This window comes from Mycobacterium zoologicum (assembly GCF_020181635.2).
Lineage (GTDB): Bacteria > Actinomycetota > Actinomycetes > Mycobacteriales > Mycobacteriaceae > Mycobacterium > Mycobacterium zoologicum.
Map to the genome: position 1 here is coordinate 1 of NZ_JAYJJS010000038.1, position 19197 is coordinate 19197.

General features: G+C 68.1%; 22 protein-coding genes. 10 read left to right on the top strand and 12 right to left on the bottom strand.

Going from position 1 to position 19197, the window contains the following annotated elements:
* Positions 1-1765: acetate--CoA ligase (gene acs / locus K6T84_RS21675; RefSeq protein ID WP_329786841.1), on the top strand; the 1765-nt coding region annotated here is incomplete at its 5' end.
* Here the strand turns inward: acs and K6T84_RS21680 are convergent.
* Positions 1762-2445 carry a chymotrypsin family serine protease gene (locus tag K6T84_RS21680; RefSeq protein ID WP_408066166.1) on the bottom strand — a complete coding sequence of 228 codons (684 nt, stop codon included), beginning with the start codon at positions 2443-2445 and terminating at the stop codon, positions 1762-1764. The genes acs and K6T84_RS21680 overlap by 4 nt on opposite strands.
* Before the next feature lie 183 nt (positions 2446-2628).
* Between K6T84_RS21680 and K6T84_RS21685 the strand changes: the two genes are divergently transcribed.
* Complete coding sequence (locus K6T84_RS21685) at positions 2629-3162, top strand: phage holin family protein (RefSeq protein WP_225400841.1); 534 nt, start codon at positions 2629-2631, stop codon at positions 3160-3162.
* Positions 3162-4115: an alpha/beta fold hydrolase gene (locus tag K6T84_RS21690; RefSeq protein ID WP_225400842.1), complete on the top strand. Its 954-nt coding sequence runs from the start codon at positions 3162-3164 to the stop codon at positions 4113-4115. Before K6T84_RS21685 ends, K6T84_RS21690 begins: the two co-directional genes overlap by 1 nt.
* Before the next feature lies 1 nt (position 4116).
* On the opposite strand, the gene marP is transcribed toward K6T84_RS21690, so the two are convergent.
* The 4 genes from marP to nth are packed head-to-tail and all read right to left on the bottom strand — an operon-like array spanning position 4117 to position 7396.
* Positions 4117-5310, bottom strand: coding sequence for an acid resistance serine protease MarP (gene marP, locus K6T84_RS21695; protein ID WP_225400843.1), 1194 nt, complete (start codon positions 5308-5310; stop codon positions 4117-4119).
* Positions 5311-5317: 7 nt separating this feature from the next.
* Positions 5318-6040 (bottom strand): NUDIX hydrolase, encoded by a 723-nt coding sequence (locus K6T84_RS21700; protein WP_224863247.1) that lies wholly within the window; start codon positions 6038-6040, stop codon positions 5318-5320.
* On the bottom strand, positions 6037-6645 hold the full coding sequence (locus tag K6T84_RS21705; RefSeq protein ID WP_224863249.1) for a TlpA family protein disulfide reductase: 609 nt from the start codon (positions 6643-6645) through the stop codon (positions 6037-6039). The genes K6T84_RS21700 and K6T84_RS21705 overlap by 4 nt, the downstream gene beginning before the upstream one ends.
* A gap of 4 nt (positions 6646-6649) precedes the next feature.
* On the bottom strand, positions 6650-7396 hold the full coding sequence (nth, locus tag K6T84_RS21710) for an endonuclease III (protein WP_224866028.1): 747 nt from the start codon (positions 7394-7396) through the stop codon (positions 6650-6652).
* Between the two features lie 66 nt (positions 7397-7462).
* Between nth and K6T84_RS21715 the strand changes: the two genes are divergently transcribed.
* Both K6T84_RS21715 and crp read left to right on the top strand, forming a co-directional pair.
* The gene (locus K6T84_RS21715) at positions 7463-7603 is read left to right on the top strand and encodes a hypothetical protein (protein ID WP_224863257.1); all 141 of its coding nucleotides are present in this window, start codon (positions 7463-7465) and stop codon (positions 7601-7603) included.
* Between the two features lie 104 nt (positions 7604-7707).
* Positions 7708-8382, top strand: coding sequence for a cAMP-activated global transcriptional regulator CRP (gene crp / locus K6T84_RS21720; RefSeq protein WP_046294057.1), 675 nt, complete (start codon positions 7708-7710; stop codon positions 8380-8382).
* Between the two features lie 73 nt (positions 8383-8455).
* Here the strand turns inward: crp and K6T84_RS21725 are convergent, their stop codons facing one another.
* Genes K6T84_RS21725 through sp36 form a run of 3 tightly spaced genes read right to left on the bottom strand, consistent with a single transcriptional unit; the run spans position 8456 to position 9839 of the window.
* Positions 8456-9235: an MBL fold metallo-hydrolase gene (locus K6T84_RS21725; protein WP_224863259.1), complete on the bottom strand. Its 780-nt coding sequence runs from the start codon at positions 9233-9235 to the stop codon at positions 8456-8458.
* On the bottom strand, positions 9226-9681 hold the full coding sequence (locus tag K6T84_RS21730) for a RidA family protein (protein WP_224863261.1): 456 nt from the start codon (positions 9679-9681) through the stop codon (positions 9226-9228). The genes K6T84_RS21725 and K6T84_RS21730 overlap by 10 nt, the downstream gene beginning before the upstream one ends.
* On the bottom strand, positions 9678-9839 hold the full coding sequence (sp36, locus tag K6T84_RS21735; protein WP_224863262.1) for a Sp36 family protein: 162 nt from the start codon (positions 9837-9839) through the stop codon (positions 9678-9680). Before sp36 ends, K6T84_RS21730 begins: the two co-directional genes overlap by 4 nt.
* 50 nt (positions 9840-9889) lie before the next feature.
* Here sp36 and bagA point away from each other — a divergent pair, with 50 nt between their 5' ends.
* Both bagA and bagB read left to right on the top strand, forming a co-directional pair.
* Positions 9890-10903 carry an ATPase BagA gene (bagA, locus tag K6T84_RS21740; RefSeq protein WP_408066164.1) on the top strand — a complete coding sequence of 338 codons (1014 nt, stop codon included), beginning with the start codon at positions 9890-9892 and terminating at the stop codon, positions 10901-10903.
* Positions 10900-12024, top strand: a complete 1125-nt coding sequence (bagB, locus tag K6T84_RS21745) for an ATPase BagB (protein WP_224863266.1) — start codon at positions 10900-10902, stop codon at positions 12022-12024. Before bagA ends, bagB begins: the two co-directional genes overlap by 4 nt.
* 25 nt (positions 12025-12049) lie before the next feature.
* Here the strand turns inward: bagB and K6T84_RS21750 are convergent, their stop codons facing one another.
* A complete protein-coding gene (locus tag K6T84_RS21750) occupies positions 12050-12376 on the bottom strand; it encodes a WhiB family transcriptional regulator (protein ID WP_224866030.1) in 327 nt (108 codons plus the stop codon).
* A gap of 306 nt (positions 12377-12682) precedes the next feature.
* On the opposite strand from K6T84_RS21750, the gene ponA2 reads away from it, so the two are divergent.
* Together ponA2 and K6T84_RS21760 are read left to right on the top strand one after the other, a co-directional pair.
* Positions 12683-15097 carry a transglycosylase/D,D-transpeptidase PonA2 gene (gene ponA2 / locus K6T84_RS21755; protein WP_224863268.1) on the top strand — a complete coding sequence of 805 codons (2415 nt, stop codon included), beginning with the start codon at positions 12683-12685 and terminating at the stop codon, positions 15095-15097.
* A 92-nt stretch (positions 15098-15189) separates the two neighbouring features.
* Entirely contained in the window at positions 15190-16155 is a 966-nt protein-coding gene (locus tag K6T84_RS21760; RefSeq protein WP_224863270.1) for a metallophosphoesterase, read from the top strand.
* Position 16156: 1 nt separating this feature from the next.
* Here K6T84_RS21760 and K6T84_RS21765 read toward each other — a convergent pair whose 3' ends face one another.
* A complete protein-coding gene (locus K6T84_RS21765; protein ID WP_224863271.1) occupies positions 16157-16294 on the bottom strand; it encodes a hypothetical protein in 138 nt (45 codons plus the stop codon).
* Between the two features lie 452 nt (positions 16295-16746).
* Here K6T84_RS21765 and K6T84_RS21770 point away from each other — a divergent pair, with 452 nt between their 5' ends.
* A complete protein-coding gene (locus tag K6T84_RS21770) occupies positions 16747-17256 on the top strand; it encodes a hypothetical protein (protein WP_225400844.1) in 510 nt (169 codons plus the stop codon).
* A 167-nt stretch (positions 17257-17423) separates the two neighbouring features.
* On the opposite strand, the gene K6T84_RS21775 is transcribed toward K6T84_RS21770, so the two are convergent.
* Positions 17424-17921 carry an HNH endonuclease gene (locus K6T84_RS21775; protein WP_225400845.1) on the bottom strand — a complete coding sequence of 166 codons (498 nt, stop codon included), beginning with the start codon at positions 17919-17921 and terminating at the stop codon, positions 17424-17426.
* Between the two features lie 298 nt (positions 17922-18219).
* Positions 18220-19056, bottom strand: a complete 837-nt coding sequence (locus K6T84_RS21780; protein WP_225400846.1) for a phage major capsid protein — start codon at positions 19054-19056, stop codon at positions 18220-18222.
* Positions 19057-19197: the final 141 nt, after the last annotated feature.

Consider the following 19197-nt stretch of genomic DNA (forward strand, 5'->3'; position numbering starts at 1 on the left):
CGGCGGTTCAGCGAGCCTCGACGAAGGAGAGGCGAAGCTGGGACCGGCGCATGAGTACGGCGGTTCAGCGAGCCTCGACGAAGGAGAGGCGAAGCTGGGACCGGCGCATGAGCACGGCGAAGCGCGCACCATCACCTACGCCGAGCTGCTCGCCGAGGTGAGCCGGGCCGCCAATGCGCTGACCGGGCTGGGATTGACCGCCGGCGACCGGGTGGCGATCTACCTGCCGATGATCCCCGAGGCCGTCATAGCGATGCTGGCCTGCGCGCGGCTGGGCGTGCTGCACACCGTGGTGTTCGCCGGATTCTCCGCGCACGCATTGCGGTCCCGCATCGATGACGCGCAGGCGAAGGTCGTGATCACCTCCGACGGGCAATTCCGCCGCGGTGCGCCCGCCGCACTCAAGCCTGCCGTCGACGAAGCGGTAGCCGACGCCCCATCGGTCCAGCACGTGGTGGTGGTGCGCCGCACCGGCGGCGAGGTGGAGTGGACGCCCGGGCGCGACCTGTGGTGGCACGACGTGGTCGACTCGGCCGCACCCGAGCACACCTGCGAGGCGTTCGAGGCCGAGCAGCCGCTGTTCTTGCTCTACACATCCGGCACCACCGGCAAGCCCAAGGGCATCGTGCACACCAGCGGCGGCTACCTCACGCAAGCGGCCTACACGCACCGCTACGTCTTCGACCTCAAGCCCGAGACCGACGTGTTCTGGTGCACCGCCGACGTCGGGTGGGTCACCGGCCACACCTACGCGGTGTACGGGCCGCTGGCCAACGGCACCACCGAGGTCATCTACGAGGGCACCCCGGAGTACCCGGACCAGCACCGGCACTTCCAGATCATCGAAAAGTACGGTGTGACAATCTATTACACCGCACCGACCCTGATCCGCACATTCATGAAGTGGGGCCGCGAGATTCCCGACGCGCATGATCTGTCCAGCCTGCGGCTGTTGGGTTCGGTCGGCGAGCCGATCAACCCGGAGGCCTGGCGCTGGTACCGGCGGGTGATCGGCGCGGACACGCTGCCCATCGTCGACACCTGGTGGCAGACCGAGACGGGCGCGACCATGATCTGCCCGCTGCCCGGGGTGGCCGCGGCCAAGCCGGGTTCGGCCATGACCCCGCTGCCCGGGATCTCGGCGCGCATCGTCGACGACCACGGCGACCGCATCGCACCCGCCAACGCCACGAGCGAACCGGTCACCGGATACCTGGTGATCGATGAGCCCTGGCCGGCGATGGCCCGCGGAATCTGGGGCGACGACCAGCGATTCATCGACACCTACTGGTCGCGCTTCGCCGAGCAGGGCTGGTACTTCGCCGGTGACGGCGCCCGCTACGACGCCGACGGCGACATCTGGGTGTTGGGCCGCATCGATGACGTGATGAACGTGTCCGGGCACCGCATCTCCACCGCCGAGGTGGAATCCGCTCTGGTCGGCCATGACGCGGTGGCAGAGGCCGCCGTGGTCGGGGCGATCGACGAGCAGACCGGCCAGCGGATCTGCGCGTTCGTGGTGCTCGCTGCGTCGCACGTCGCCGTCGGCGTCAGCATCGTCGACGACCTGCGTGAGCGGGTCTCGGTGGAGATCTCGCCCATCGCCAAGCCCCGCAACGTCCACATCGTGCCGGAGCTGCCCAAGACCCGCAGCGGCAAGATCATGCGGCGGTTGCTGCGCGACGTCGCCGACGGCCGCGAACTGGGCGACACCTCAACCCTGGTGGACCCCGGCGTGTTCGACGCGATCCGGGCGGCGGATTAGCTGATCGGTACGAATCCGGCGCCTGGCCGGTTCTTGCTGTCGAGGTCGCCCAGCACAGCGTTGATCGACACCACCACCGCCGGCGTGTGCAACGGAATGTACTTGACCACGCAAGTCGGCAGCGCATCGCTGAACGCGCCGTGGATCATGCCGACCAGCTTGTTGTCCACCACCACGGGCCCGCCGGAGTCACCCGGCCGGCCGCAGACCTGCATCACGATGGTGCCGGGATCCTGACCCGGACCCCAGGTGAGACCGCAGGAGTTGCCGGTGGTGCGACCCTGCTTGCAGGCGATCTGGCCGAAGCTCGGGTCCGGGCCGATTCCGTCGATGACGAAACCACCGAAATTGGACACCGGCGTCACCTTGGCGGCATCGAACTCGATCACCGCATAGTCCATCCCGTCGTTGCCGGCGACCATGCGGCCGATGATGCCGTTGCCCTCCGCACCCTCCGCGGCCACCTCGGCACCGGGACCACCGCAGTGCGCGGAGGTGAAACCGATCAGCGCGCCGGTCCTGTCGTGGCCGATGGTGGTCAGCGTGCACAGCGTGTCGCCGTCGACGACGATGCCGGCGCCACCGCCCATCGGCAGCTTGTCGTCGGCGGCCACCGGGCCGGCCGGCCCGGCCAGGGTGGCCAGGGTGGCGCAGATCGCCCACGTCAGCAGCGTCATCATGCTTCGTGGCATCCAGCGGTGTGCGGTCTGCACAGCGGCACCCCCTCCCTCGACCTCTGAAACCACAGCGTAGCGGTGATCCCAGGTGGGGCGGTCCGCCGACGGCTTTACCGGGCTCACGTGTCGGGACGGCAAACGCATGGCAACATTAGGCCGCGACGACGCCGAACGGGAGGACAGCCAGTGAGCAAGGCCGATCGCGGGCACACACGCAAGGCGGACCGCAACGGGGTGCCCAATACGCTGACATCCATCCCGCTGTCCGATCCGCACGCGCTGTCCCCCGACCCGTCGCTGGGCGAGCTGGTCAAGGATGCCACCGCGCAGCTGTCGACGCTGGTGCGCGCAGAGGTCGAACTGGCCCGCGCCGAGATCACCCAGGACGTCAAGAAGGGCCTGACCGGCAGCGTGTTCTTCATCGCCGCCCTGGTCGTGCTGTTCTACTCGACCTTCTTTTTCTTCTTCTTCCTCGCCGAGGTGCTCGACACCTGGCTGCAGACCTGGGCCGCCTACCTGATCGTGTTCGGGATCATGCTGGCCACCACGGCCGCGCTGGCCGTGCTGGGATTCCTGCGGGTCCGGCGGATCCGGGGGCCGCGCCAGACCATCGAATCGGTGCGCGAGACCCGAGATGCGTTGCGCCCCGGCCATGATCGTCTTCCATCGTCGGGTCCGCAACAGCTGGGGACGCCGACGACCGACCCCTCGGGCTGGTAGTGCCGCCACCGGATCCGTCGATCACCCGGATCGACGGGCCGTGGCGCCACTGGGACATCCACGCCAACGGCATCCGCTTCCACGTCGTCGAGGCGATCCCGGCCGATCCTCTCGGTGCCGACGGCCCGCCGACGGCGCGGCCGCTGGTGATTCTGCTGCACGGGTTCGGCTCGTTCTGGTGGACCTGGCGCCACCAATTGCGCGGGCTTGCCGGATTCCGGGTTGTCGCAGTCGATCTGCGCGGCTACGGCGGCAGCGACAAGCCACCACGGGGCTATGACGGCTGGACGCTGGCCGGCGACACCGCCGGCCTGGTCCGGGCACTGGGGCACTCCTGCGCGATCCTGGTCGGGCACGCCGACGGGGGCCTGGTGTGCTGGGCGACGGCGCTGCTGCACCCACGCATGGTCAGCGCCATCGCGCTGGTCAGCTCACCGCATCCGGCAGCGTTGCGCAGATCCGCACTGACGCAGGCCGATCAGCGTCGGGCACTGCTGCCCTGGCTGATGCGCTACCAGGTGCCGTTCTGGCCGGAGCACACGCTGACCCGCCACGACGGCGCAGAGATCGAACACCTGGTACGCGCCAGGGCCGGAGCGGGTTGGCAAGCCACCCAGGACTTCTCCGAGACCCTTGCGCGCCTGCGCACCGCGATCCGGATTCCGTCGGCGGCGCATTCCGCGCTGGAGTATCAGCGCTGGGCGGTGCGCAGCCAATTACGTTCCGAGGGAAGGCGTTTCATGAAGGCCTTGGACCTTCGCACGCTGAACATCCCGCTGCTACACGTCCGCGGCGTCGACGACCCCTACGTCCTGGCTGATCCGGTCGACCGGACCCGGCGCTACGCTCCGCACGGCCGATACGTATCGCTGAGCGGCGTAGGGCATTTCGCCCATGAGGAAGCCCCCGACGAGTTCAACGACCACCTGATGGAGTTTTTGCAGCAGGTCTGACTCATTCACCGCCGACGCAGGTCTGGGTGGACACCGGCTGGGTGTCGCCGGCCTTGACCAGCTGGTTGGCCACCTCTTCAGCGGTCATCACGAAGCCGGTGTCGGCGTCGTCGACAGCCGCACCGAACACCACGCCGAGCACCCGGCCGTTCATGTCGATCATGGGGCCGCCGGAATTACCCTGCTGCACAGTGCCTCTGATCGTGTAGACCCGGCGGGTGACGGTCGTATTGCGGTAGATGTCGGGTCCCTCGAGGTTGATCGTGTCACGGATCCGGGCCGGGGTCGCCTCGAACACCCCGCCGCCGGGGTAGCCCAGCACCAGTGCGTCGGTGTCGGGCTGCGCCGACTTGGACGCGAACGCCAACGGCGGCAACGGCAGGTCCGGAACGGCCAGGATCGAGATGTCCTCATGGGGATCGAAGGAGATCACGGTGGCGTCGAAGGACTTGGCGCCGCTCTCCACCGTGACGCTGTCCGAGCCGGCGACCACGTGCGCGTTCGTCATCACCCGGTTGGGTGCGATCACGAATCCGGTGCCCTCCAACACCTTCTGACAGTTGGGCGCCACGCCGCGGATCCGCAGCACACTCGGCGCGGTGGCCTCCACCACCGGATTGGCGGCCAGCTCGGGGTCCGGAGCGTCCACCGCCGCGATCGGAGTGCGGTTGAACGGCTCGAGCACCGCCGGCAAGCCGGAGCCGTCGAGAACCGTCGACAGACGCCGTGGCACGTTCTTGAGCCACTGCGGAGCGAAGTCGTCGACCTTGCGCAACACCTGCGAGTCGTTGACAGCGGCGGCCAGGTTCGGTTGATCGGAGGCGGTCAGCGGGGTGGCCAGCAGCCAGGAGGCCACCAGTACCACCACCAGTTGCAGCACCACGCCGACGATCGAATCTGCTGCGCGCACACCAGGACTGCGGATCGCTCCCCGCACCGCCCGGCCGAGGACCACACCGGCGACCTCGCCGATGACCACCATGGCCAGGATCAGGAACAGCGCGGCGAACAGCTTCAGCCGGGCGCCGTCGAGGTGCTCGATCAGGTGCGGCGCCAGCAGCACGCCGGCCATGGCGCCCAGCGCGACGCCGACGAAGGACAGCAACGAGCCGAGTGCGCCGGAGCGCCAGCCGGATACCGCGGCAACAAAGGCGATCGCCAGCACGGCGATGTCGAGCCACTGCGACGACGTCATATTCCGGTCATCTCCGCTCTTCTCCTCCAACCATCGCCATGGCCTCGTCCAGCCCGCGCACCTCGCTGGTGTCCCAGGGCTGTGCCCAGCCCGCGACGTCCAGCATCGCCGAGATCACCTGGGCGGTGAATCCCCAGACCAACATCTCGTTGAGGCGAAACGCGGGCATCGCCCAACGCCGGCTGCGCGCATCACGGTAGACCATCAACCGGTTCTCCGGATTGATGAATGCCCGCAGCGGGACCCTGGCCACCGCGGCGGTCTCGGCGTGGTCCACCACGCTCACCGGTCCGGGGTCCGGCGAGTAGGCCAGCACCGGCACCACCTCGAAGGCCGACGGCGCGATGAACACCTTGTCCAGCGTCACCAGCGGGTGCACCCGGCTCGGGTCGATTCCGGTCTCCTCGTTGGCCTCCCGCAGCGCGGTGGCTACCGGCCCCGCATCGCCGAGATCAACCGCACCGCCGGGGAACGCCGCCTGGCCGGCATGATGGCGCAGCGTCGAGGCTCGCACCGTCACCAACAGGTCGGCGGAGTCCGGGTTCTCGCCCGACTGCGGACCGGAGAACAGCACCAGCACCGCGGCGTCGCGCCGGGCCCCGGTGAGGGTGGCCTGGGCGTTGGCCGCCTTGATCATCGCGCGCACGTCGACCGGCAGCCGGTGCACATACGCCTCGGACATCTTCGCGGCGTTGTCGACCAGCGGCCGCAGCCAGGTCGGGGCGGTCATAGCGCCTCCTCGACGGCGGTGGCGATCGCCTCGGGGGTGGCGAAGGGCTGCGGCAGGATGCGGGCAACGCTACCGTCGGCGGCCAGCACCACGGTCGCTGGCATCACGTTGGGCACCCGCAACGCCGCCGCGATCTGTCGCCGGGGGTCCTGCAGCGTGGGCAGCCGCACCCCGAGCTCGGCGAGCAGAGCCAGGGCCGCCGCCTCGTTGTCGTCCTGGTGGACGGTCACCACCGTCACGCCCGGGCCGGCGCGGCGCTGATACTCGGCCAGGGCGGGCAGTTCGTCACGGCACGGCCCGCACCAGTACGCCCACAGGTTGATCACCGCAGGGCGGCCCGCGAACATGCCGGCCACGTGCACGGGCTCGCCGTCGGCGGCGCATTCGACGCTGACCTGGCGCAGGGCGGCGGGACCCGCCCCGGGTGCGTCGGCCGCGCAGGCCGGCAGTGCGGCACCTTCACGAAGCACTGTCAGGTCCTGCCCGGCGGCGACACCGGGCACCGGCGACGCCGTCGGGTGATGGCGCAACTGCGCGAGCAGACCCACGACCAGGGCCGCCGCCACCGCCAATACCGCGAGGGTCCACCCGGTCCGCCTGCTCATCGCCCTACAGCCCGGCCAGGGCCAGCAGATGCTCGGTCTCGGGGCCTTTGACCAGGGCCGCGGCCTCGGCCGGTGCGGTGGGCCCCAGCCCGAATGACGGGCAGTCCTTGGCCAGCAGGCACACCCCGCAGGCGGGTTTGCGGGCGTGGCAGACCCGGCGGCCGTGGAAGATCACCCGGTGCGACAGCAGCGTCCACTCCTTGCGCTCGATCAGCTCACCGACGGCGTGCTCGACCTTGACCGGGTCCTCCTCGGCGGTCCAGGCCCAGCGCCGCACCAGCCGGCCGAAGTGGGTGTCGACGGTGATGCCCGGTACCCCGAACGCATTGCCCAGGATCACGTTGGCGGTCTTGCGGCCGACGCCGGGCAGTCGCACCAGCTCGTCCATGGTGTCGGGCAGTTCCCCGTCGAACCGCTCGACGAGTGCCTGGCCCAGCTTGATCAACGACGTCGTCTTGTTGCGGTAGAAGCCGGTCGGCCGGATCATCTCCTCCAGCTCGACGCGATCCGCCTGGGCGTAGTCGATCGCCGCCGGGTACCGGGCGAACAGCGCCGGCGTCGTGAGGTTCACCCGCACGTCGGTGCACTGCGCCGAGAGCACCGTGGCGACGGCCAGCTCCAGCGGTGTGGTGAAGTCCAATTCGCAGTGGGCATCCGGAAATGCCTGCGCCAGAGTGCGATTCATCCGCCGGGCGCGCCGCACCAGCCCGGTCTTCGTCTCCGTCCGGGTGGCCCGCAACGCCTTGTCCACTGTCACCTCCGACAGGGTACTGATTCGTGACCCCAATGAGACCTTGCCCATGTTTACTGTCACCTTGTGTCCTGGCTGCTGATCACCGCCATCCCGACGCTGCTGATGCTGGCAGCCGTCGGGCTGGAGCGTATCGAAACCGGGTTGAGCCAGGTGGAGACTGCGAATCCGCAGTTTCCCCAGACTCACGGCACCAATCGTGTGTAGCGTTGACAGACCACTCGACGCCTGGCTCTAGACTCACATAGCCAGTCCGGTAGAGGCTGGCGCTTGCGCTTTTCAGACCGTTACCTAGACATCTAAGGGGCAACGTGGACGAGATCCTGGCCAGGGCCGGAATCTTCCAGGGAGTTGAGCCCAGCGCCGTCGCCGCGCTGACCAAGCAGCTTCAGCCCGTGGACTTTCCGCGCGGACACACCGTGTTCGCCGAAGGCGAGCCCGGCGATCGGCTCTACATCATCGTCACCGGGAAGGTGAAGATCGGCCGGCGCTCGCCGGACGGCCGGGAGAACCTGCTGACGATCATGGGCCCGTCGGACATGTTCGGTGAGCTGTCGATCTTCGACCCCGGCCCGCGGACCTCCAGCGCGACCACCATCACCGAGGTTCGGGCGGTCTCGATGGATCGCGACGCACTGCGGTCGTGGATCTCCGATCGGCCCGAGATCGCCGAGCAGCTGCTGCGGGTACTGGCCCGTCGGCTGCGGCGGACCAACAACAACCTGGCCGACCTGATCTTCACCGACGTGCCCGGCCGGGTGGCCAAGCAGCTGCTGCAGCTGGCCCAGCGGTTCGGTACCCAGGAGGGCGGCGCCTTGCGGGTCACCCACGACCTGACCCAGGAAGAGATCGCTCAGCTGGTGGGGGCGTCGCGGGAGACGGTGAACAAGGCGCTGGCCGACTTCGCCCACCGCGGCTGGATCCGGCTGGAGGGCAAGAGCGTGCTGATCTCCGACTCCGAGCGGCTGGCGCGCCGAGCCCGCTAATCTCCCGCCGTGCAGAAATGTCCGCACCCACCTGGCGTTTTAGTGGACCGTTCTGCACGCTCGGCGGGTTAGGTTAGGTGGCCCGCAGGTAGTCCAGCTGGGCCTGCACCGAGAACTCGGCGGCGCCCCACAGCTCCTCGGCCACATCGGTGTAGACGTGTTCGACCACCTGCCGGGCGGTGGCGTTCTCACCCAGCGCGGCCAGCGCCGAGCGCACCTGGTCCAGGCGCTGCTCGCGATGTGCCAGATATCCGGCGGCCACCGCGTCGATGTTCGCCAGCTCCGGTCCGTGCCCGGGCAGCACCGTCCGCCCGCCCAGCCCCCGCAGCCGCTGCAGCGAGTCCAGGTAGCGCGCCAGGTCGCCGTCTTCGCTGTCGATCACGGTGGTGCCGCGACCCAGCACCGTGTCGGCGGTCAGCACGGCGTCATCGAGCAGGAACGACAGTGAGTCCGCGGTGTGGCCGGGGGTGGCCAGCACCGTGATGCGCAGCCCGGCCGCGTCGATCACCTGACCGTCGATCAGGCCGCCGCCCATCCGGCGCTGAAATCCGCTGCCGGCCGAGTACACCGGCGCTCCGGTCGCCTCGGCCAGCTTGTCGATGCCGTCGGTGTGGTCGAAATGCCGGTGGCTGATCAGCACCAGCGCGATCCTGCCGAGATCGGCGAGCCGGCCGATGTGCTCGTCGTCGTCGGGCCCGGGGTCGACGATCACCACCTCGTCGCTGCGGCGCCCGCGCAGCACCCAGGTGTTGGTGCCGTCCAGCGTCATCAGGCCGGGGTTGTCGGCCAGCAGCACCGACGCGGTCTCGGTGACCGGCCGCAGCTGCCCGTACGCGGGATGACTCAGTGACACTCGACTATGAGTTCCACTTCCACCGGCGCATCCAGCGGCAGTTCGGAGACCCCGACGGCCGAGCGGGCATGGGCGCCGGCCTCGCCGAAGATCTGGCCCAGCAGCTCGGAGGCGCCGTTGACCACGGCGGGCTGGCCGTTGAAGTTTGCTGCGGAGGCCACGAAGCCGACCACCTTGACCACCCGGGTCACCGCGTCGAGCCCGACCAGGGCGTCGACGGCGGCCAGCGCGTTGAGCGCGCAGGTCCGGGCCAGTGCGTAGGCATCCTCGGGGCTGACATCCGCGCCGACCTTGCCGGTGCGGACCAGCTTGCCGTCGGCGATGGGCAGCTGACCGGAGGTGTAGACCAGGTCGCCGGTGCGGACCGCCGGCACATAGGCCGCCAGCGGCGCCGCCGTCTGCGGCAATTCGATCCCCAGCTCGCTCAGCCGGGCCCGCCAGCTCATTTCGGGCGTTTCATGAAGGCGATGAGCTGTTCGCCGGACGGCCCCGGCATCACCGACACCAGTTCCCAGCCGTCCTCGCCCCACTGGTCGAGAATCTGCTTGGTGGCGTGCGTGATCAAAGGGACGGTGACGTACTCCCATACCGTGCGCTGGCTCATGTGGGCGAGCTTATCGCTAGCCCGTGCGGGCACTTGGTTAGCATGCAGTGGTGATTGCCACACCCGAGCCCGCCATCGGCTGGCCTTCGCGCTTGACGAAGGCCAGGCTGCATTTCGTGACCGGTAAGGGCGGAACCGGCAAAACGACGGTGGCGGCCGCGCTGGCCTTGTCGCTGGCGGCAGGCGGACGCCGGGTCCTGCTGGTGGAAGTCGAAGAGCGTCAAGGCATCGCGCAACTCTTCGACGTGCCGCCGCTGCCCATTGCCCCACTGAAGGTCGCGACCGCCGAGGACGGCGGCCAGGTCGACGCGCTGGCGATGGACATCGAGGCCGCATTCCTGGAGTACCTCGACCTGTTCTACAACCTGGGCATCGCCGGGCGGGCGATGCGCCGCGTCGGGGCCGTCGAATTCGCCACCACGATCGCGCCGGGCCTGCGTGACGTGATCCTCACCGGCAAGATCAAATACCACGTCATCCAGGTCGACAAGAACAAGAAGCACGTCTACGACGCGGTCGTGGTCGACGCACCGCCGACCGGCCGGATCGCACGCTTCCTCGACGTCACCAAGGCGGTGTCGCAGCTGGCCAAGGGCGGCCCGGTGCACTCGCAGGCCGACGGCGTGGTCAAACTGCTGCATTCGGACCAGACCGCGATCCACCTGGTGACGCTGCTGGAGTCACTGCCGATGCAGGAGACGCTGGAGGCCATCGAGGAGCTGCGGGAACTGGACCTGCCGATCGGCAGTGTGATCGTCAACCGCGATATCCCCGCGCACCTGTCCTCCGCCGACCTGGCCAAGGCAGCCGAGGGCGTCGTCGACGCCGACGCGGTCCGGGCCGGCCTGGCCAAAGCAGGGATCACCCTGGACGACGACGATTTCGCCGGCCTGCTGACCGAGACCATTCAGCACGCCACCCGGGTCAGCTCCCGGACCGAGACGGCCGAACAGCTTGAACGCCTCGACGTGCCACGCCTGCACCTGCCGACGATCGCTGATGGGGTCGACCTGGGCAGCCTCTATGAGCTCTCCGAGATTCTCGCCCGACAGGGGGTTCGATGACACCCGAACCGGCCGGCCACCCGCCGGCACTGGATATGGCCGCCATCCTGGCCGACACCTCCAACCGCGTGGTGGTGTGCTGCGGCGCCGGTGGCGTCGGCAAGACCACCACGGCCGCCGCGATGGCGCTGCGCGCCGCCGAGTACGGCCGCACCGTGGTGGTGCTGACCATCGACCCGGCGCGCCGGCTGGCACAGGCCCTGGGCATCGACGATCTGGGCAACACCCCGCAGCGGGTGCCGTTGGGCCCGGAGGTCCCCGGCCAGCTCTACGCGATGATGCTCGACATGCGCCGCACGTTCGACGAGATGGTGACGCAGTACTCCGGCCCGGAGCGGGCGGAGGCGATCCTGAACAACCAGTTCTACCAAACGGTCGCCACCTCGCTGTCCGGCACGCAGGAGTACATGGCGATGGAGAAACTCGGCCAGTTGCTGGCCGAGGACCGTTGGGATCTGGTGGTGGTGGACACCCCGCCGTCGCGTAACGCCCTGGACTTCCTGGACGCGCCGCGGCGGCTCGGCAGCTTCATGGACAGTCGGCTGTGGAAGCTGCTGCTGGGGCCGGGCCGCGGCATCGGCAAGCTGGTGGCCGGCGCCGTCGGCCTGGCGATGAAGGCCCTGTCGACCGTGCTCGGATCTCAGATGCTTTCCGACGCAGCGGGTTTCGTTCAGTCACTGGACGCCACCTTCGGCGGCTTCCGGGAGAAGGCGGACCGCACCTACGAGCTGCTCAAGCGCCGCGGCACCCAGTTCGTGGTGGTCTCGGCGGCCGAACCCGACGCATTGCGCGAGGCGTCATTCTTCGTCGACCGGCTCTCCAGTGAGCACATGCCGTTGGCCGGGCTGGTTCTCAACCGCACCCATCCGATGCTTTGCGCGCTGCCCGTCGAGCGCGCCATCGACGCCATCGAGACCCTGGACGGAACCGACGACCTCACCGTCGCGGCGCTGCGGATTCACGCCGAGCGCGGTGCCACCGCCAAGCGTGAGATCCGGTTGCTGTCGCGCTTCACCCGGGCCAACCCGCGGGTCGCGATCGTCGGGGTGCCGTCGCTACCGTTCGATGTGTCAGATCTGGACGCGCTGACCGCGATCGCCGACCAGCTGACGGCCAAGTAACCGCGAAGAACGTCTCAGCGGGATATCAGCCCGCGTCGCGCTGCTTGCGCTGGGCGGCGAAGTACTCCCGCCAGGAGGTCACCTCGGGGTGTTGCTTGAGCAGTGCGCGGCGCTGCCGTTCGGTCATGCCGCCCCACACGCCGAATTCGACGCGGTTGTCCAGGGCGTCGGCCAGGCAGTCGAGGACGACCGGGCAGTGCCGACAGATCACCGCGGCCTTGCGCTGGGCGGCGCCGCGGACGAAGAGCTCGTCGGGGTCTGCGGTCCGGCAGAGTGCCTTGGAGACCCAGGCGATGCGACCCTCGTCCTGCACGCCGCGCAGGACGGGTCTTACGTCTGGGCTCGCCGGCATGGTGGTGCTGCGAACCGCGGGCTGCGTAACAACAGACACTGACGATCCTCCATCCCGGCCGCCCCCGCAGCCACCTGTTCAACACATCAACGCCGACCACTACTGCGATCTACGCCACATCGTGTCATCAGTGTTACCTGAATCGCACTTGTTGTCCAAGTTAGGTGGTCAGGTGGCGTCTGCGCAACCGGTAGGCGGCCCCTTTTTTGGGACAACCGTGCAGTCCGATCATGATCTGGAGCTATCCGGGGCGGGTTCGGGGTCTTCCGACAAGCAGCGTCAGGCGCCGGGGTTAGTGTGTTAGCCATGTCGGAGCGTCCCCCGACCGGCCCAACTGTGTTCAAACTGGCCGGGTGTTGCCTGCTCGCCGCTGTGCTGCTCGCGGCACTGCTGTTCCCGATCGCCGGTGGCATCGGGCTGATCTCCAACCGCGCGTCCGACGTGGTGGCCAATGGTTCGGCCCAGCTGGTCAGCGGCGACGTGCCCGCGGTGACGACCATGGTCGACGCCAAGGGCAACACCATCGCGTGGCTGTACTCCCAGCGCCGGTTCGAGGTTCCCAGCGACAAGATCGCCGACACGATGAAGCTGGCGATCGTCTCCATCGAGGACAAGCGCTTCGCCGAACACAGCGGGGTGGACTGGAAGGGCACGCTGACCGGTCTGGCGGGCTATGCCTCGGGCGACGTCGACACCCGTGGCGGGTCCACTCTCGAGCAGCAGTACATCAAGAATTATCAGCTTTTGGTGCTGGCACAGACCGATGCCGAGAAGCGTGCGGCGATCGAGACCACCCCGGCGCGCAAGCTACGTGAGATCCGGATGGCGCTCACCCTGGACCGCACCTTCACCAAGCCGCAGCTGCTGACCCGCTATCTGAACCTGGTGTCGTTCGGCAACAACTCGTTCGGCATCCAGGACGCGGCACAGACGTACTTCGGTGTCGACGCCGTGAACCTGAACTGGCAGCAGTCCGCACTGCTGGCCGGTATGGTCCAGTCGACCAGCACGCTGAACCCGTATGACAATCCCGAAGGCGCACTGGCCCGGCGAAACCTGGTGCTGGACACCATGATCGAGAACATTCCGAACGAAGCCGACGCGCTGCGGGCCGCCAAGGAGACGCCGCTGGGCATCCTGCCGCAACCCAACGAACTGCCGAGAGGCTGCATCGCCGCCGGCGACCGGGCGTTCTTCTGCGACTACGTGCAGGAGTACCTGACCCGGGCCGGCATCGGCAAGGAACAGGTGGCCCGCGGCGGCTACGTCATCCACACGACGCTGGACCCCGACGTGCAGGGCTCGATCAAGTCGGCGATCGACAACTTCGCCAACCCGAACGTCCAGGGCATCGCCAGCGTGATGAGCGTCATCAAGCCCGGCGCTGATGCGCACCCGGTGCTGGCGATGGCCAGCAATCGCACCTACGGCCTCAACGGTGAGATCGGCGAAACCATGCGGCCGCAACCGTTCTCACTGGTCGGCGATGGCGCCGGGTCGATCTTCAAGACGTTCACGGTGGCCGCCGCCCTGGAGATGGGCATGGGCATCAGCGCCGAATTGGAGGTGCCGGGCCGCTTCCAGACCAAGGGCATGGGCAGCGGCGGCGCCAAGGGCTGCCCCAAGGAGACCTGGTGCGTTGTCAACGTCGCGCCCTACCGGCCCTCGATGAACGTCTCCACCGCACTGGCCACCTCGCCCAACACCGCGTTCGCCAAGCTGATCTCGCAGGTCGGGGTGAGCCGCACCGTCGACATGGCGATCAAGCTGGGTCTGCGTTCCTACGCCGAACCGGGCACGGCCCGCGACTACGACCCGGACAGCAACGAGAGCCTGGCCGACTTCGTCAAACGGCAGAATCTGGGTTCGTTCACCCTCGGCCCGATCGAGGTCAACGCTCTGGAGCTGTCCAACGTCGCCGCCACCCTGGCCTCCGGCGGCGTCTGGTGCCCGCCGAGCCCGATCGACAAGGTCTTCGACCGCAACGGCAACGAGGTGCCCGTCGCGGTCGAGGCGTGTGACCGGGTGGTTCCCGAAGGCCTGGCGAACACGTTGGCCAACGCGCTGAGCAAGGACATCCAGGGCGGCGGCACCGCGGCGCCCGCCGCGGGTTCGGTGGGCTGGGACCTGCCGATGTCCGGCAAGACCGGCACCACGGAGGCGCACCGGTCCTCGGGCTTCATGGGTTTCACCAACCGCTACGCGGCGGCCAACTACATCTTCGACGACTCCAGCTCACCGTCGGACCTGTGTTCGTTCCCGCTGCGGCACTGCGGTGACGGCGATCTGTACGGCGGCAACGAGCCGGCCCGGACCTGGTTCGCGGCGATGAAGCCGATCGCCACCGAGTTCGGTGACGTGATCATGCCCCCGACCGACCCGCGCTACGTCGACGGCGGACCCAACTCGCGGGTGCCACCGGTGGCGGGCATGGACATCGACGCGGCCCGCACGCGGCTCAAGGAGAGCGGATTCCAGGTCGCCGAGCAGCCGAACTGGGTCAACAGCAGTGCGCGTTCGGGGGCGGTGGTGGGCACCTCGCCGAGTGGGCAGACCATTCCCGGCTCGATCATCACCATCGACGTCAGCAACGGCATTCCGCCGCCGCCACCACCACCGCCGGAGGGCCTTCCGCCGCCGGTGGGTTCGACGGTGGTGGAGATCCCGGGGCTTCCGCCGATCACCATTCCGCTGCTGCCGCCGCCGGCCCCGCCGCCGTAACCGGTTCATGCGCCGGTTCCAGCTTCGCCTCTCCTTCGCCGAGCCCCGCTGAACCGTCGGGCAGCGGCTGCGGGCACAGTACTCTGAACCCTATGGCTGCATCACCTGCCCTCACCCGGTCCGTCATCGCCGCTTCGGCGGCACTCGGTCCGGCCGCACTGGCCATCGGCTACGGCGCGATCATCGAGCGCAACGCCTTCGTGGTCCGCGAGGCGACCATGCCGGTGCTGGATCCGGGCTCGTCGCCGCTGCGGGTACTGCACATCAGCGACATCCACATGCGTCCCGGGCAGCGCCGCAAACAGGCCTGGCTGCGGGATCTGGTCCGCCTGGAGCCGGACCTGGTGGTCAACACCGGCGACAACCTGGCGCACCCCAAGGCCGTCCCGGCGGTGGTGCAGGCGCTTGGCGACCTGTTGTCGGTGCCGGGCGTCTTCGTCTTCGGCAGCAACGACTACTTCGGGCCGCGACTGAAGAACCCGGCCAAGTACCTGACCAAGCCGACGCATCGGGTCTATGGCACCGCGCTGCCGTGGCAGGACCTGCGGGCGGCATTCACCGAGCGGGGCTGGCTTGATCTGACCCACACCCGGCGCGAGTTCGAGGTGGCCGGTCAGCGCATCGCCGCAGCCGGCGTCGACGACCCGCACATCGAGCGGGACCGCTACGACACCATCGCCGGGCCGGCCGACGCAGGCGCCAATCTGCGGCTGGGGCTGACTCACTCCCCGGAACCGCGGGTGCTGGACCGCTTCGCGGGCGACGGCTACCAGCTGGTGATGGCCGGCCACACCCACGGCGGGCAGCTGTGTGTGCCGGGCTATGGCGCGCTGGTCACCAACTGCGGCCTGGATCGCTCGCGGGTCAAGGGGCCGTCGCAGTGGGGTTCCCACATGCGCCTGCACGTCTCGGCCGGGATCGGGACCTCACCTTTTGCGCCGGTGCGATTCGCCTGCCGCCCGGAGGCCACCCTGCTCACATTGGTTCCGGCGCCCACCGGCGGCGACGACGCCCGGCTCAGCCGCGACTGGACGCAGCCGTCGGTGTCGGCCAGCTGATCTAAGGCTTGCGTGCGCCGGACTCGGCCATGGCCGGGTTGGCGCGGTCCTGCTCAGCGGTATCAGGATTGGTCGCCACCAGCCACAGCGCGGCCAGAGTGAAGAACCCGGCATACACCGCGCCACCCAACAGCGTCATGATCTGACTCCCTCGCACTACAGTTGTTAGCCAGTCTGCCCAACCCGGTTTGCGAATGCATCTCTCCACACCGAAATGTGGGCCTTCTCATGCCGTCGCGGACCCAGTGACCTGCGCCGCGGTCAGTGTGGGCTGGGCATTTGGTGACCGATGGGGCCGGTGCGATACGCTGTCGTGGCTTCACACGGGGTGTGGCGCAGCTTGGTAGCGTGCTTCGTTCGGGACGAACGTCACCGGCCCACTCGATCCCCGGTCAGAACCCCCATGAACCGCTCTAGCGGCCGTGCTACCAGCATCTCAGGTACACCCATGGCAGCCCGTGGCAGCGTATCGTGTGACCCCTCTTGTGACCCCTGGCCACCGGCTCGCACATGGGTTCGACTTGACTCATGCATATATTACTATGTTTGAATTTTATTACCAGATAGACCAACTCCGAGAGAGAGCAGGACATGATGACCGCCGACATCGCCACCGCCAAGGACCTCGCCAACCTGCGCAAGCTGGCCGATGGCCAGAAGATCCACCACGCCAGCCGCGCTCGGCTGGACAAGCTCGGTTTGATCACGTCGTGCGGCGATCTCAACAAGGCCGGGGTCGAGGCTCTGGGAGGAACCGTGGTGACCGGCGTCCAGCTCGACGTGGTGATCGAGGCCCCGGTGGCGGCGGCCAATGGGGAGGCGAAGCCGAAGCGCCGGACCAAGGTCATGCGCCAGTGCGGATGCGGCTGCAAGGAGATGACCGGCGGCGGGCAATACCGTCCCGGTCACGACGCCAGGCACGCGGGGAACGTCGGTCGCCTGGTCGCCGCAGAGGCGGACGGCTCGACCACCAGCCAGCAGGTGCGGGAGCTGGTCGCCGCGCAGCTGGCCGGTCGGCCGAAGCTCATCGACAAGGCGGTTAAGGTCGCCACCCGTGAGCTGGAGCGGACCCGGATGGCTGCCGCCAAGCGCACCGCCTGACCACCCACACTGCTAGGGCTCCTCCCCGATATACCGCGCGACCCTCTCCCTTGCCTTCCGGCGAATCGGAGAGGGTCTCGTGGTATTCGGTGCCCGAGAAGGTCTCCTGTGGACGGGAATTAGTTGCACACACAGCGGCTACTGCCCGTATGGATAGTCGCGTGGTATTAGGAAGGTTCCTTCCCCCCGGTCCCCCGGTCATATCCGACTGCCGCTAACGCCTGGGTGATCTTGGCGTCGGCCTCGTCGCTCCACCATCGCCGCTGCGTGACGAACTCAACTTTGCCGCCCAGCTCGCCGCCTTGCTCCTGCACCCAGCTGAGTACGTCGGCGCGGCTCACTTTGACCGGCAGCCCAGCCGCCACCTTGTTGCGAATGCGGAACCGAGACATCACGGCTGCCCACGTGTCCGCACTTAAATCGCCTTTCAGCGAGTTGCAGCGGTAGCAGGCCGCCACGCAATTCTCGATGTCGGTTTGCGAGCCACCGCCGTGCACGCTGTTGACGTGATCGACCACAAACGTCTCCGGCCGTCCGGTCGTCTTGATGAGCGCGATTCGGCACCAGTGACAGTGTTTATCCGATCTGGCCCACACTCGCTCGCGGATCTTCGCCCGCGATGACGCTCCTAGGCGGCCGTCCTTGGCGATCTTCCTGCTAGCCATCTCAATTCCCTTCGTCAGTTACGAATCGACCCCTGGTCACCGGGCTGGAGGCCAGTAACCAGGGGTCGAATCTCGACCCACTCGGCGAAGGCCGAAAGGAGAGTGATTGGGGCCGCCGCCGCGCGTTATCACCCCAAGTTCAAACGCGTGGCGTGGACGCGACCCCCGAAACTCACCTCCGCCTTGTGGGGAGTTGGTGATGGGTAGCTCTGCCTGATTCAGACCTACCCATCGGTCTGTGTGTAGTTGTGGTCAGGGGGAGCCGGTAACCCAATGCCTGACCGGCTCCCCCTGGGTCCTAGCTGACGGTGAACTTGCCGATGCGACCCGGACGCGGGACACCGAACCCGATGCGCGCGGTCACGCGTGCCTGAGTGCTGTCCTTGCCGAAAGCGGCGTGGTCCGAGATAGCCAGTTCGATATCGGAAACGGCCGAGTAGATGTCCGCCTTCGACACCAGCAGACCCGACTTCGCCGCCATCTGGTTGTTGACTTCGATCGGCAGACCGAGCAGCTGCATCTGACCGGCTTCGACGCCTGCGCCTAGCAGGTACGAGTTCAGCTCGGTTCCGGCCTTGAACTTGGCCAGCGCCGCCATGGTGGTCGGCGCGACGATCCAGGCGCTGGGTTGGCCGCCCGCCACCTCGACTGCACTCCGCAGGTCAATCAGCTTGTCGAAGCTGCCGGACACGGCGGTCTGCGACTGGATGCTGGCCGTGTTGAACAGGCCAGCGGCCGGGGAGACGGCCGGAGACACGGGTGCCGCCTGCGCCAGGTACAGCAGGTCGAGCTTCTCGCGGACCGCCCGAGCCATCGCCTGGGCCAGCTCGTCGGGCGACTTGGGCTGACGCCCCAGCTCCCGCGAGTAGGTCATCAGCGAGGCCACCTTGACCGTCTGGACCACCAGCTCGTCCAGGTCGACATCGACCTCGGGGATCTCTTCGCCTTCAGCGACGACGGTGGCGGTCGCCGAACCGGCGTAACCGATCCGCAGCGCTGGCTCGTCGCCGTGGATCTCGCCCGAGACGGTCGAGTGCTTGAGGATCGCCGCGTCTCCGACCACGTCGGACAGCGCGAACGTGTGGACGTCGGCAGCGTACGGCTTGCCGACGTCGGCAGTAACTTTGACAGTCATGTTGATTGCTCCTTAAAGCGAGTCAGGCACGATCAATGGATTTGGGGGTTCCGTGCGGGTTCGGCCTGCCGATTCCCGTTGCGCGCCTGGCGCTTTGGATGGTGTACGGGCCGGGGAAGCCGATGTCGAGGTGACCCCGGC

What these genes read in the sequence shown, in the direction of transcription:
- K6T84_RS21730 (WP_224863261.1), bottom strand. Translation starts at nt 9,681, where the DNA reads ATGAGCTGGCGGGCCCGGCTGAGCGAGCTGGGGATCGAATTGCCGCAG.
- K6T84_RS21765 (WP_224863271.1), bottom strand. Translation starts at nt 16,294, where the DNA reads ATGACGCTGTTGGGTGGCGCGGTGTATGCCGGGTTCTTCACTCTGGCC.
- marP (WP_225400843.1), bottom strand. Translation starts at nt 5,310, where the DNA reads ATGACGTCGTCGCAGTGGCTCGACATCGCCGTGCTGGCGATCGCCTTT.
- K6T84_RS21770 (WP_225400844.1), top strand. Translation starts at nt 16,747, where the DNA reads ATGATGACCGCCGACATCGCCACCGCCAAGGACCTCGCCAACCTGCGC.
- K6T84_RS21750 (WP_224866030.1), bottom strand. Translation starts at nt 12,376, where the DNA reads ATGCCGGCGAGCCCAGACGTAAGACCCGTCCTGCGCGGCGTGCAGGAC.
- K6T84_RS21680 (WP_408066166.1), bottom strand. Translation starts at nt 2,445, where the DNA reads ATGATGACGCTGCTGACGTGGGCGATCTGCGCCACCCTGGCCACCCTG.
- sp36 (WP_224863262.1), bottom strand. Translation starts at nt 9,839, where the DNA reads ATGAGCCAGCGCACGGTATGGGAGTACGTCACCGTCCCTTTGATCACG.
- K6T84_RS21760 (WP_224863270.1), top strand. Translation starts at nt 15,190, where the DNA reads ATGGCTGCATCACCTGCCCTCACCCGGTCCGTCATCGCCGCTTCGGCG.
- ponA2 (WP_224863268.1), top strand. Translation starts at nt 12,683, where the DNA reads ATGTCGGAGCGTCCCCCGACCGGCCCAACTGTGTTCAAACTGGCCGGG.
- K6T84_RS21705 (WP_224863249.1), bottom strand. Translation starts at nt 6,645, where the DNA reads ATGAGCAGGCGGACCGGGTGGACCCTCGCGGTATTGGCGGTGGCGGCG.
- K6T84_RS21775 (WP_225400845.1), bottom strand. Translation starts at nt 17,921, where the DNA reads ATGGCTAGCAGGAAGATCGCCAAGGACGGCCGCCTAGGAGCGTCATCG.
- K6T84_RS21700 (WP_224863247.1), bottom strand. Translation starts at nt 6,040, where the DNA reads ATGACCGCCCCGACCTGGCTGCGGCCGCTGGTCGACAACGCCGCGAAG.
- bagB (WP_224863266.1), top strand. Translation starts at nt 10,900, where the DNA reads ATGACACCCGAACCGGCCGGCCACCCGCCGGCACTGGATATGGCCGCC.
- K6T84_RS21780 (WP_225400846.1), bottom strand. Translation starts at nt 19,056, where the DNA reads ATGACTGTCAAAGTTACTGCCGACGTCGGCAAGCCGTACGCTGCCGAC.